The 12,020-nt window shown below is 67.8% G+C and carries 10 protein-coding genes and 1 pseudogene; 8 read left to right on the forward strand and 3 right to left on the reverse strand.

Features of this window, described 5'->3' with window-relative positions:
• The first annotated feature begins 8 nt into the window (after positions 1 to 8).
• A complete protein-coding gene (locus ACIBX3_RS27605) occupies positions 9 to 368 on the forward strand; it encodes a hypothetical protein (protein ID WP_397121820.1) in 360 nt (119 codons plus the stop codon).
• A 94-nt stretch (positions 369 to 462) separates the two neighbouring features.
• Here ACIBX3_RS27605 and ACIBX3_RS27610 read toward each other — a convergent pair whose 3' ends face one another.
• Positions 463 to 1,170 (reverse strand): alpha/beta fold hydrolase, encoded by a 708-nt coding sequence (locus ACIBX3_RS27610; protein ID WP_397121821.1) that lies wholly within the window; start codon positions 1,168 to 1,170, stop codon positions 463 to 465.
• A 111-nt stretch (positions 1,171 to 1,281) separates the two neighbouring features.
• Between ACIBX3_RS27610 and ACIBX3_RS27615 the strand changes: the two genes are divergently transcribed.
• The 7 genes and pseudogenes from ACIBX3_RS27615 to ACIBX3_RS27645 form a co-directional block, all read left to right on the forward strand.
• On the forward strand, positions 1,282 to 2,199 hold the full coding sequence (locus tag ACIBX3_RS27615) for a helix-turn-helix transcriptional regulator (RefSeq protein ID WP_397121823.1): 918 nt from the start codon (positions 1,282 to 1,284) through the stop codon (positions 2,197 to 2,199).
• 341 nt (positions 2,200 to 2,540) lie between these two features.
• Positions 2,541 to 2,999 (forward strand): VOC family protein, encoded by a 459-nt coding sequence (locus tag ACIBX3_RS27620; RefSeq protein WP_397121825.1) that lies wholly within the window; start codon positions 2,541 to 2,543, stop codon positions 2,997 to 2,999.
• Between the two features lie 259 nt (positions 3,000 to 3,258).
• On the forward strand, positions 3,259 to 3,789 hold the full coding sequence (locus ACIBX3_RS27625; protein ID WP_397121826.1) for a PadR family transcriptional regulator: 531 nt from the start codon (positions 3,259 to 3,261) through the stop codon (positions 3,787 to 3,789).
• 95 nt (positions 3,790 to 3,884) lie between these two features.
• Complete coding sequence (locus tag ACIBX3_RS27630; RefSeq protein ID WP_397121828.1) at positions 3,885 to 4,901, forward strand: alpha/beta hydrolase; 1,017 nt, start codon at positions 3,885 to 3,887, stop codon at positions 4,899 to 4,901.
• Complete coding sequence (locus ACIBX3_RS27635) at positions 4,898 to 5,344, forward strand: nitroreductase family deazaflavin-dependent oxidoreductase (protein ID WP_397121830.1); 447 nt, start codon at positions 4,898 to 4,900, stop codon at positions 5,342 to 5,344. Before ACIBX3_RS27630 ends, ACIBX3_RS27635 begins: the two co-directional genes overlap by 4 nt.
• Before the next feature lie 510 nt (positions 5,345 to 5,854).
• On the forward strand, positions 5,855 to 6,535 hold the full coding sequence (locus ACIBX3_RS27640; RefSeq protein ID WP_397121831.1) for a DUF2637 domain-containing protein: 681 nt from the start codon (positions 5,855 to 5,857) through the stop codon (positions 6,533 to 6,535).
• A gap of 571 nt (positions 6,536 to 7,106) precedes the next feature.
• Positions 7,107 to 8,015 (forward strand): annotated as a pseudogene (locus ACIBX3_RS27645) (IS630 family transposase); the annotation flags it as partial.
• Positions 8,016 to 8,387: 372 nt separating this feature from the next.
• Here ACIBX3_RS27645 and ACIBX3_RS27650 read toward each other — a convergent pair.
• Positions 8,388 to 10,979 carry a DEAD/DEAH box helicase gene (locus tag ACIBX3_RS27650; RefSeq protein ID WP_397121833.1) on the reverse strand — a complete coding sequence of 864 codons (2,592 nt, stop codon included), beginning with the start codon at positions 10,977 to 10,979 and terminating at the stop codon, positions 8,388 to 8,390.
• Between the two features lie 199 nt (positions 10,980 to 11,178).
• Positions 11,179 to 11,760, reverse strand: a complete 582-nt coding sequence (locus ACIBX3_RS27655) for a BTAD domain-containing putative transcriptional regulator (RefSeq protein WP_397122545.1) — start codon at positions 11,758 to 11,760, stop codon at positions 11,179 to 11,181.
• Positions 11,761 to 12,020 lie beyond the last annotated feature (260 nt).

Below are 12,020 nucleotides of genomic sequence, written 5' to 3' on the forward strand. Positions count from 1 at the left end.
CTTGTGTGGTGGCGCCGTCGGTGACGTCATCGGCGCCCGTGACGGTGACGAGCACGGACTTCACCACCGCAACGGCGCCGTTCGAGACATTCGAGACCGTCCCCAGGTCCGATGTGTGCAACTGCTCGGGTGCCGCGACCGCCACCACGGGCAACGGGATGTTCACCCCGGGGCAGACGGGTTGCGCCGCGCCACCTCTGGCGACCGGGCAGCCGCTCGGGATCGCGCGTACTGCGTTCACTCACACGGGCGGCACCGGCACCAACTCCGCGACCTGGAATCCCTTGACCGCGGTGAATACCGGGCTGGAAGGCATCGCCACTGAAATGCCGGGGCACGATCACCCACACGGTGACGTGATCGCCTAGGACCGCGTGACGGTGATCACCGTCGGGTGCTGGTGTGATGACCAGGCAGGCCCCGTTCTCCGTCGGCAGGAGCACCAGGCCCAGCCATAAATCGTCAGAGCAACGCGGCTAGATCCGCTGGTCGCGAGAACATCGGCCAGTGGCCAGTCGGCAGCTCGACAAAGGTCCATTCGGGTGTACCGAGCGGGGCGAACGCCGGGTTCCCCGAAGCGATCAGCTCGCGGATCACCGCCACCGGCATCGTCGAGGCGACCATGGTCTTCGGCGTCGCCGGGATCTGCTGCGGCCGCCGAACCGACTGGGCGACCGCGCCCCACGGCTGCGGCGTCGCCTTCGCGCGGATCTGCGCCCAATGCTCCTTGGTCAGTCCCGCGAACTTCCCCTCCCCCTGCTCGAAGGAGGGCGCCTCGAGCGCATGACCGTCCCCCACCTGAGCGCGCCAGGCCTTCTGAGTGTCCTCGTCATTGAAGTCGATCACCGCCATGCCGGACGGCAGCGGCGCGGTGTCGACGTAGACGACCCGGCTGAGCCGCTTGGGATGCCGGTCGGCGACCGCGGTCACCGGGACACTCGCCCCGCTGTGCCCGACCAGGACAACCTCCTCCAATCCGTCCATCGCCGCGAGGATGTCGACGACATGGGTCTCCACGCCGACCTCCGGCGACAGCTCCCCAGCCCTCTCCGCCAGCCCCGTCAGAGTGACCGCCCGCACCTGGTGTCCGGCGGCGCGCAGCTTCTGCGCCACCTGGTCCCAAGCCCAGGCGCCGAGCCAGAAGCCGGGAACCAGCACGTAGTTCGCCATCTCATCGTCCTTCCAGTGAGCCGATGTCGCTACGCTAAAGCCGATAGCGGACAGAATCCGCCCGGATTAAGTGGGTGACCTGTGTCATATCCGGCGACTCGGATGCTGGCGATGCTCGAACTGCTCCAGGCGCACCACGGGCTGGGCGGCCGGGACCTGGCGCAGCGGCTCGGTGTGGACGAGAGGACCGTCCGGCGCTACGCCGCCCGACTCGCCGAACTGGGCATCCCGGTCGCCGCCGAGCGCGGCCGCTACGGCGGCTATCAGCTGATGCCCGGCTACAAGCTGCCACCGCTGATGCTCACCGACGACGAGGCCACCGCCGTGGTTCTCGGCCTGCTCGCCGGACGCCGCCTAGGCCTTGCCGCCGAGGCCACCGAAGCCGCCTTGGCCAAGATCCGGCGGGTGCTGCCAACCATGCTGCGAGAACAGGTCGGCGCACTGGAGGAGACCTTGGACTTCACCCTCGCCGAACGGGCGGCGCCAACGCCCGCGAGCCGGGCCGTGCTGACCCTGGCCGCCGCGATCCGTGACCGCCGCCGGGTCACACTGCGCTACTGCTCCTGGAAAGGCGCCCAGACCGAACGCGAACTGGACGGCCACGGCCTGGTCTTCCATTCCGGCCGCTGGTACGTGACCGGCCACGACCACCGTTCCGGCGAGATCCGCACCTTCCGCGTCGACCGGATCTCCTCCGTCGTCCCGGGGACGGCTTCCTATGAGATCCCCGCGGAGTCCGACCCGGTGCGGCAGGTCACCGCGTCGCTGGCCCAGGTACCGTATGCGCACATTGTCGAGGTTATTCTGCACGTTCCCCTCGCCGAGGCGTCCCGCCGCATTCCGCCGTCGATGGCCACGCTCACCGAAACATCGGACGGAGTCCTGCTGCGGACGCGTGCCGAGTCCCTGGACGGCATGGCCACCATGCTCGCCGGGCTCGGCTTCCCGTTCACGATCTTGTCGCCGCAGGAACTGCGCACTGCCGTCCGGCGCCTGGCCGAGTGCCTGCTGGAACAGACGTTGGAATGAACGCTCCCTGCGACCGGCCGCCGGGAGCCCACCGTGCAGATGATGGTGATGATCCGCCTCGGCGCAGAAACGCTCTTCGCGCACTCCGCAACCGTGCGAACATCGCTGCGGTCGACGCTGACCAGCAACTACCTCAGCCCGCGGCCCGTTTCTGTCAGTGTGGCACCCCCAGTGAACCCAAATACTCCTCGGCCCGCGCGCCTGCCTGCAAGGCGCAGGTGCGTGCGCGGCTGCGGCCAGGTGATCGAGGTGCTGGTGCCAACCGACTGACCGGCTCAGGAGCGTCCGGGTCGTGACTCGTCCGGACCGTGAGCCAACAACTGTCGGATGGGTCCGGCAGGATGGCTGCCGTGGTTTCTTATCAACTGGTCATTGACTGTGCGGCACCCGAGCGGATGGCCCGGTTCTGGGCGGGCGCGCTGCGGTACACGGTGGAGCCTCCGCCGGGTGGATTCGACACGTGGCGGGATTACTGGCGCAGTCTCGGAGTGCCGGAGGACGAGCTGGGCGAGGGTGACTGCAGCGACAGCATCGTCGATCCCGAGGGGTACGGGCCGAGGATCTGGTTTCAGCAAGTGCCTGAGGGCAAGGTGGTCAAGAACCGGTTCCACCTGGATGTGAAGGTGGGCGGCAAGCGGGAGGACGTACCGCTGGAGACCCGGAAAGCGCGGGTGGATGCCGAGGTGGAGCGGCTTGTCCAGGCGGGGGCGTCCGTTGTGCGGGTGCTGTCGCAGCCCGGGGTTGATCACTATGCGGTGGCGATGGTGGATCCCGAGGGAAACGAGTTCGACGTGGTCTAGCGCCGTTTCCGCACGTCATCATGGCTATCCCGGGTCTCCGCATCCGCCGCCACTTCGGCTTAGGTCCTTTTTGGAAGGCCCAGAGCTCCCATGGCTCCGGCGAACCGCCCCTTAAGTGAGGCCGGCTGTGGTGATGACGCGGGCGACAAGTAGCGGTATGGGCTGCCTCGCCCGTCGCCTTCTCGCCTCCACGGGCACGACAGCTAGCCTGTGCGGCAGGGCTTTGGCGGGTGCCGGGCCCCGGTGAGTGAGGGAGACGATGTCGGCGACGCGACTGCTGGTCCTTGGCGTGGTGCGGCTGCACGGTCAGGCACACGGCTATCTGGTGAACGCCGAACTGGAGTCGTGGGAGGCCGGGCAATGGGCAGGGCTCAGGTCGGGCTCGATCTACCACGCGCTGCGTCAGCTGGCCAAGGAAGGGCTGCTGGACACCAGCGAGGTGCACGAATGGCCGGGCCGCGTCGATTACGCCATCAATGAGAAGGGTGAGGCGGAGTTCCTCGGGCTACTCAGAAGCGCCCTGCGCGTTCCCGATCGGCGTCCGGAACTGCTCAACGCAGCCCTCGTGCTCCTGCCCGCGCTGCCCGAGGAGGAGGTGATCGCGTTGCTCAAGGAACGGGTGCGCGCTCTGGAGGACGAGCGGGCGCAGATCATGGACACGGCACAGGCGGGGAAGCGCTCGGGAAACGTGACAGAGCTGGTCGCCCTGCGTGCGGCGCGGGCCGCGAGCGAGGCGGCGTGGATCGGCGACCTGATCCTGCGGCTGGAGCGCGGCGAGGAACCGGCCTAAGCGACCGGAGACCGGTTTGACGGTACGAGGGTGGATGAGCCATAGTTCGATACCCAAATTTGGTTAACCAAATTTGGGTATCTCGAAGGAGTCTCATGCGCATCACGACAGCCGCCCTTCTCGCGCTCGTCTCGATCCCCGCAACCTCGATCCCGGTGGCGGCGAGCGCCGCCTCCGCCTGCCGGACAGTCAGCGCCAAGGTGGCGATGACCTCCAGCGGACCCGCCGACCAGCGCGTCGCCGGCACTCTGTGCCTGCCGCGCGGTCATGCCGCCACCGTTCAGCTGCTCATTCCCGGCGGCTTCTATGGCCAGGCCTACTGGCGGATGCGCGGCGATCGGCAGCGCCCCTCCTACGTGGAGACGATGACCGCCGCCGGGTACGCCACGCTGGCCATTGACCGTCTCGGTACCGGGGCGAGCTCCTACCCGCCGAGCGCCCGCTTCGGGCAGGACACCCACCAGATCGTCATCCGCCGGCTCATCCGGCAGTTGCGCGAGGGCCGTCTAGGCGGGGGCCGGTTCGCCAAGGTCGTGCTGGTCGGCCACTCGCTGGGCTCGACCCTCGCCCGCACTGTGGCCGCCGCGCATCCAGCGGAGGTGGGCGGCGTCATCCTGACAGGCGAGTCGAGCGTGCCGAACGAGGCCGCTTTCGAGCAGGTGAGCGCGGGCATCCACCGTGCCGCCGACGACCCCCTCTTCGCCGGGCACGGGCTCGACGACGGCTACCTCACCACCCGGCCCGGCCTGCGAGCCACCTGGTTCTACCACGGGCCCGCCGCCGACTCCAAGGTCATCGCCGCCGACGAGGCCACCAAGACGACGGACGTCTTCCCGCCCGGCGATTCCTACACCCCGCCCTCGATCAACAAGCGCATCCAGGCCCCCGTACTGATCGTCAACGGCGAGCACGACAAGCTGCTGGCCGGAGCCCGCTCCTCCTCCGCCGCGCTGCACGCCCAGGAGGCCCCCTTCTACAGTCCCCGCGCCAAGCTGGAGACCGTCGTGGTCCCCGGCACCGGGCACGTGCTCAACGGCCACCGCACCGCGCCCCGCTGGTTCGCCCAGGCACGCGAGTGGGCCGACCGCCACGTGGGCGGAGCGGCCCGATGAGCCAAGAGCCGATCGACAGCCCGACCGGGTGGGTGGCCAGGCACGTCAAGAGCTACGCCGAGTCCGGCGGCACTCGCGGCCACCTCTTTCACGGCGCCCCCACGCTGCTGATCACGACGATCGGCCGCCGCTCAGGACTCCCCCGGCGCACCGCCCTCATCTACGGCCGCGACGGCGACCGCTACCTCATCGTCGCCTCCAACGGCGGCGCCGCCGACCATCCGCTCTGGTTCCACAACCTGCTCGCTCAGCCACAGGTCAAGGTACAGGTCGGGGCCGAGGTCTTCGATGCGGTGGCCCGCCTGGCGGCCGAGCACGAGCGGCTCCGCCTGTGGGAGACGATGACCGGCATATGGCCGCGCTACACCGGCTACCAGCGAGCGACGTCAAGACAGATCCCGATCGTGATCATCGAGCGGGCGGCGATGCCAGACCTCGGCTGACGATGATCTGTAGCTACGCTCCATGCACAGCTCGCTGACCGTACGCACGAGGTTAGACATGGCCTTGGCCAGTCTGGAGATCGCTGGCTATGTCTCGAATGAAACGATCTCGGGTCGTACCGGGCACGGGTGGACGCGGGAAGCGATACCGCGGTCGTGGCCGGGTGGATCGCCGAGACAGAGGTCAAGCGAAAGGTCGAGACAGATGCGCTTGGACCAGGTGATCGGCAGCATGCCAAGACGACTCACAGAGAAGGCGATCGCCACCATGATCCGGATGCTCGGCGACACGAGGAAGGTGCTTCGTAGCGCAGATCCTCAAGACAAGGCTGAGGCGTATGGCCGACTGGGCCTTCGCCTGACCTACGATCCTGGCGACAAAACAGTGATCGCCCAAGCAGAGCTTGGACGATCATGCACCAAAATGTGTCCGAGGGGGACACACTCGATACGTACATGCCGTTCACGGCCTCCGCCCGACTCGTTCTTCCTGGTGGGGAGGGCTGAGCGGTGGATTCCGATATTCGTGTGGTGCGTAGCATCCAGCGTACGACCATCGCGGGCGTCACGCTATTGGCCGTGATCGCGGCGGTCGTCTCCTTCCGCCACATGCATGAACTCTGCCTGCGTCATGGAGAAGACCACTTGGCGGCGGTACTGATCCCGCTCGCCGTCGACGGCACGATCGTCGTCGCCTCGATGTCCATCCTGCTGGCCAACCGGTACGGCTCCCGCGGCGGCCTGCTGGCCTGGACCCTGCTCGTGGTCGGCAGCCTTGCCAGCCTCGGAGCCAACATCGCCGTCGCCGAGCCCAGCCTGATCGGGCGCATCATCGCGGCGTGGCCGAGTGCCGCCTTGATCGGCAGCTACGAGCTCTTGATGTCTCAAATTCGCCGAGCTTCTGCCGAGGGACCTGCTGCTGAGCAGGTCGATACGACGGAGACGAACGAACCGGTTCATGACGATGACCACGATTCCTCAGGGTCGCCGGATCATGATGGCTGCGGAGCGGAAGACCTACTTCGAACGGCCTGGCAGTGGGCCTTGGCGCATCGCCTGCCCGATGGGGCTCTTCCATCGGGCAGGGTCATCGCTGAGCAGTTCGCGCGGAGTGCTCGATGGGGTCGCTGGATCAAGCGGATAGGTCTCGAGGGAAGGCTCGCGGAGCATGATCATTCCGCTGTCGTATGACTCGGTGAGTCACCAAGAGGTACGTCTCTCGATCATGCCATGACGGCGGCTGTTGCTACGGTGCAGGAAGCAGAGCGTCGTGAACTCCTTCGCGATTGAGGGATCGATCAATCTCCTGACGTGCGCTTCTGCACGACTGGTGGACTGCTGCAAAATGGCGTTATCTGTAGGTTGTGCACAGTGCCTGACCTGTGGCTTTACCTTGGGGGGTCACTCATCACCCCTGGAGGGATCGCAACTAAGCCAGCAAGCAGCCCTCGCCGGCGGCGTCCAGCGTGGGTCACTCATCACCCTGGAGGGATCGCAGACGCTCAACCAGCCCACGGGGTACCAGGCGGTCACCCGGTGGATCACCAGCCACCCCGACCGGCTCACCTCTGACGACCAGGCCAGACTCACCGACTTACGAGCTCGCAGTTCCCGCCTGGGGTGAGCAGGTCGGAGCGTCCGGTCGCCTTGGTCAGCAGATCCAGCAGACTGCCGCCGTTGGTTCTGACCGAAGACGAACAGGTGACCTTGCAGGGATGGGCAGCTCGGCGGACAACGGCACAGGGCTTGGGCCTTACGGGCGCGGATCATTCTGGAGTGTGCACGGGGCGACTCCAACCTCGCCGTCGCCGAGCGCATGGGGATTGCCCGCGGCACGGTCACCAAATGGCGGGCCAGGTTCCTGGCCGCACGACTGGACGGGCTGGGTGATGAGCCCCGGCCCGGTGTCCCGCGAACCATCACCGATGCTCGGGTCGAGGCCGTGGTCGTCACAACGCTGGAGACCATCCCAGAGGGAGAGACCCACTGGTCCAAGCGGCAACTCGCCTCCCAGGTGGGGATCTCCGCCACGAGCGTCGGCCGGATCTGGAAGGCGTTTGGCCTACAACCCTGGAAGACCGAGACGTTCAAGATCTCCCCCGATCCCTTCCTGATCGACAAGATCCGCGACGTTGTCGGCCTCTACTTGGCACCACCCGTCAACGCGGTGGTGTTCAGCGTGGATGAGAAACCCCAGATCCAGGCGTTGGAGCGAACCGCACCCGTCCTGCCGATGCTGCCCGGAACCCCCGAGCGGCGTAGCTTCGACTACGTCCGGCACGGCACCGTCGACCTCTTCGCCGCGCTTAACATCGCCACAGGCGAAGTGCTCGGCAAGGTCACCGCCCAGCACACCGCCACCGACTTCCGCGACTTCCTCGCCGACATCGACGCCGCCGTCCTGGACGTCCACGTCATCTGCGACAACCTGGCAGCCCACAAGGCCCCGATCGTCCAGCGGTGGATCGTGGCCCATCCCCGGTTCACCCTGCACTTCACCCCGACCTACTCATCCTGGATCAACCAAGTCGGGCGCGAATCCTTCGGCTTGCCACAGGTTGTTGATCTGACGTACCGGAATGTTCGTGACCAGTTCGCGCAGGGCGATGCGCGTTGCTGGGCTGAGCAGTTCGCGTCGGGAGCTCATGTGGTGCCTTACTTTCGGCGTTGAAGAGGGTCGCGGCCGGCGACGTGGGCGGCCACGGCGTCGACGCTGGGCCGGGCGTAGCGCTCCAGGGAGCGTACGGAGGCGTGCCGGGACCGAGCGAGCAGGGTGGGGGTGTTGGTGCCATCCTCGGCTTCGTGAGTCAGTGCCGAGTGGCGCAGCTGATGCAGCGTCCACCCACCGCGCGCTTCGAGCTCGGCCGGGTCGATGATGCCGCGGTGGGCCAGCGGCCGGGTGAGGGTCTCGAACAGTTCGGCGGCTCGCCGGTAGACAGGCGGGCGCGGCCCTGAGCAGCCGGGGCAGCAGCCGGGCGGTGGCCGTCGCCCAGGGCACGTACTCGATGGCGCCCGCCCTTGGAGCGGACGCGGGCGCGGCGCATCAGGCGGGTGTCCCCAAATTGGTGACGGGGTGTTCGGTGAGGCGGTCGCGGATTTGGCTGGGGAGGATGCCGTGCTGGGCGAAGACGGTGGCGACGAGCTGCGGGAATCGGGTCGCGTCCTGGCCGGTTCGTTTGCCGATGAGGTCGGTCCAGGCGTGGTCGACCTCGCGGGCGAGGGCGAGGATGGTGTCGGGGTGGACGAGGTGGGAGTGCTCGGCAGCGCCGATTGCGCCGGTCGGGTCGACGGCCAGTCTCGGTGAGATGATCGCGGTGATGCTGCCGGCCGGGATGCCGTTGTGGTCGCGGTCGGCAGCCAGCAGCTTGAGCTGGTCGTTGACCTGGCGGATGTCGTTGTGCGGCACCATGCCTTCGGGCTTTTTGTGCTCGCTCTTGGCCTCGAGCGCGAACCACATGTGGTTGCCCCAGCACCAGTTGGAGTCCGAGCGGCCGCTGCCCTGGGGCTTGCTGGCCTCGGCGCCGAGGAAGAACCCGAGCTCGGTCAGCGCGGGCTCGTACCGCTCGTGGGAGACCTCGGCGAGGCCGGCGACCATGGTGTTGAGCCGCTTGCCGAGCTTTCCGGGCGGTTGGTTGAGGATCTGGCCGGCTGCGGCGGCGACGGCGACGTCGTCCTGGGGCGGCATGTCGGTCGGGGGCGCGTCGGGCAGAGACGGCAGGGCCCGAACCCAGGCGCCCGGTGCGGTGCGGTCAGCGTTGAACACCAACTGGTGGCCGGTGGCCAGCAGTGACTGGTTACCTTCGGCCGCAGCCCGGTAGGCCCACATCCCGGCGAGCAGGATCCAGAACGCCCGGTAGCCGACGGTGGCGTCGCCGCCCTGGGACAGCAGGTTCGCGACCCGGTTGGCCTGCGAGCTGGCCTCGGACCATTTGCTGTGCCCAGCCAGGGCGCACGCCTCGATCTCGGCGGCCGCTGAGGCGGCCAGGGCCTCGCTCCCGGCCGGGGGCGTGCGCTGGAAGGAGGCACGGAGTGTATTGAGGGTCGGGACGGCCTGCTCGCGCCAGACGGGAGAGGTCTCCTGGTCGAGGAACGCCTGGACGTTCTCCAGGACGTCGCCGGTAGTGGTCTGTCTGCTGTTTTCCATCCCGAACCGGATCTCGGCCTGCAGGTCGGGTGACAGGGCCGACTGGATCTCCGGGCGGAGCAGGTAGCGGGTCAGCTCCTGGCCGCGGACGATGACGAGCGCCCAGTCGTTCGCGGCGCGGGTGCAGCGGCCCAGCCCCTGAACCACGCGGGTGCGGACACGCTCGTTGAGGGCGGCGCCGGCGCGGACCTGGACGGATAGGAACCGCTCCTGGAGGTTGTCGCGGTCGGGGACACTCTCGATGACGACGAGCCTGCACGCCTCGTGCGGCAGGTCGAGGCCGTCGTAGCGGCTGGCCAGCGCGCACACCCCGCGGGGGAGCGCGGAGAACGCCTCCATGCCGTTCTTCACATCATCCTTGGTGAGCACGGGCCAGCCGGGCTGGGCAATGGCATCTGCGGTGGCCAGCGCAGTCGCCGCGTCCGGAGCCAGGACCAGGGCTTTGCCCGCCCGCCGGGTGATCTCCTCGGTCAGGGCGTCGGCATCGTCTTGGGAGACGAGATCGGGAAACACCAGGAACCGCTGGCCGGAGCGGGGCTCGGGCAGCGCGATGCGCACGATTCCGGAACGGCCGAAGGACCGCTCCAGGTCACCGGCGTCGCCGAGCGTCGCCGACAGGTAGATGCGCTGGCGGGCGTCGGTGAAGGCCCGGTTTTCCTGCGTGGGAGGGACAAGCGGCCGGATCTGGATGCTGGAGTGAGTGAGGTAGACGAGGCAGGACGCCAGCACCTTGCTGATCATCGCGTAGCGGAACATCCAGGGCCGGCTCAAGCCGGACAGAACGGCGGCGAGCCGCTCGGCCATCCCATCGTGCTGGGCCGGGATCACCAGTTCGACGCTCTCGCGGGTACCAGCCTCGGCGTCGGCCTTCCGCAGCCGCCGCAGCGACAGCTCGTTCAGTCCGGGCGCCAGGATGTCGAGGAGTTCGTCGAACAGCTCGGTGTCAGAGAACTCGTCACCGGTCCGGCTGACCTTCACACAGTACTGCTCGGCCACGTACTGCTCGCCGTTGTGGGCGTCGTCGAAGACCAGCAGGTCCGGGTGCGGGTCAAGCTTGGGCGAGCTGTTGAAGATGGTGCTGTAGGTGGTGATGGCGATGGCCTCGCCGGCGTCATAGCGGATCCGATCGGCCAGCAGCCACTTCCTGTGGTCGCCAGTGAGGACCACCGCCGGGACTCCTTCCCGGGCTGCGGTCGCGGCGACTTGGCGGGCAAGTTGGTCGGTCGGGCAGGCGTAGGCGACACGTACGCCCTTCGTCTGCCGCCACCACTCACTGATCACCAGCGCTGGGATGGTCTTGCCCGTTCCGGTCGGCAGCTCTAAGGCGATGTCCCGCGCGCCGAGATGCTTGGGATCGGCATACCAGCGCAGCAGGTCGCCTTGGTGAGTCAGTAGGCCTGGGACGGCTTCCGGGGTCCGCGGAAGATCACGGTAGAGCGCCTCCGGTGTCTCATAAGACGCCTTCTCCACCCCGACTCGCTTGAACGCCACCACAACCGCCCTCAGGAGTGCACCGTGAACCACGCAGATCCTAGCGTTCGCACGGCCGGTCGAGCAGCTCAGTTGTCGGCCATTTTGGACGTCTGTCCAAGGTGGCGAAGTAGGCCATCCCGGGCGGCCGAATCGCCTCGATGCCGTCGGCGTCGGCCCGCATAGGATCTTAGACCGGGCAGGTGTCCGCCCCGGGGGCTCAGGTATCGATATCGGCGTTGTAGATGTGCATGTCACGCTCGGCGTGGTGGTAGGTGACCTTCGGACTTTCGCCGTGAAAGATCCATTGCGTGCCGATCTGTTGCGGGTCCGGCCCGGCTGGGGATGGCCGGGCGGCGCCATCGGGGACCTGCTCGGTATCGGTATCAGGGTGGGATGGGGTGACCTGGGGGAAAGCGCACACATTGTCCGCTGCCGGAGATCCGGGGCTGGTGCCGGCGGTCGGCTCGTCCGGGGCGGTGGAGTGCGAGGTCATGAGGGCTCCAGTGGGTGGGGGCGGGGGGATGTCGAGGGCGAGGTCGCGGTCGCGGATCTGCCGGTATAGGCGGGTCAGTTCGTTGCCGGGGTGGACGCCGATTTCCTCGGCGAGCCGATCGTAGGCGGCCACTGCCTCGTGTGGCTGGCCGGCGCGGCCGCAGGCGCGCATCAGCACAGCGGTGGCACCTTCGTTGCAGGGCTGGGCGCGGGTCAGGGCCCGTGCCTGGGGAATGAGAGCGGCGTGTTGGCCCAGGGCCAGTTCGGTCTCCAGGTACGTCTGACCAGCTGATACGGAGGTGCGGATTTCGACAGCGGAACGCGGATCCTACACCGGCGCCGGGCACGTCAGAGCCGGTCAGCGGAGTGCGATGGTTATCTTGGGTTGTTGACCTCTTTCCGCAGGTCAAGACGGGATAATTTTGTCCGGCACGTCAGGCACGTTGACCGGCTTTCACAGCTGCGCACCAGGCGGCGCGGACACTCACGGCGTCTGGGTCCGGTCCGCCCTCGCGGCTCTGCAGATGAACGAGACCCTGGCCGCCACATCGCAGCGCGCGGCGGAGG

Source organism: Nonomuraea sp. NPDC049480 (assembly GCF_044465905.1).
GTDB lineage: Bacteria > Actinomycetota > Actinomycetes > Streptosporangiales > Streptosporangiaceae > Nonomuraea.

Coding starts and splice junctions, on each gene's coding strand:
- ACIBX3_RS27630 (WP_397121828.1), top strand. CDS start 3,885: ATGCGCATCACGACAGCCGCCCTTCTCGCGCTCGTCTCGATCCCCGCA.
- ACIBX3_RS27620 (WP_397121825.1), top strand. CDS start 2,541: ATGGCTGCCGTGGTTTCTTATCAACTGGTCATTGACTGTGCGGCACCC.
- ACIBX3_RS27625 (WP_397121826.1), top strand. CDS start 3,259: ATGTCGGCGACGCGACTGCTGGTCCTTGGCGTGGTGCGGCTGCACGGT.
- ACIBX3_RS27610 (WP_397121821.1), bottom strand. CDS start 1,170: ATGGCGAACTACGTGCTGGTTCCCGGCTTCTGGCTCGGCGCCTGGGCT.
- ACIBX3_RS27615 (WP_397121823.1), top strand. CDS start 1,282: ATGCTCGAACTGCTCCAGGCGCACCACGGGCTGGGCGGCCGGGACCTG.
- ACIBX3_RS27635 (WP_397121830.1), top strand. CDS start 4,898: ATGAGCCAAGAGCCGATCGACAGCCCGACCGGGTGGGTGGCCAGGCAC.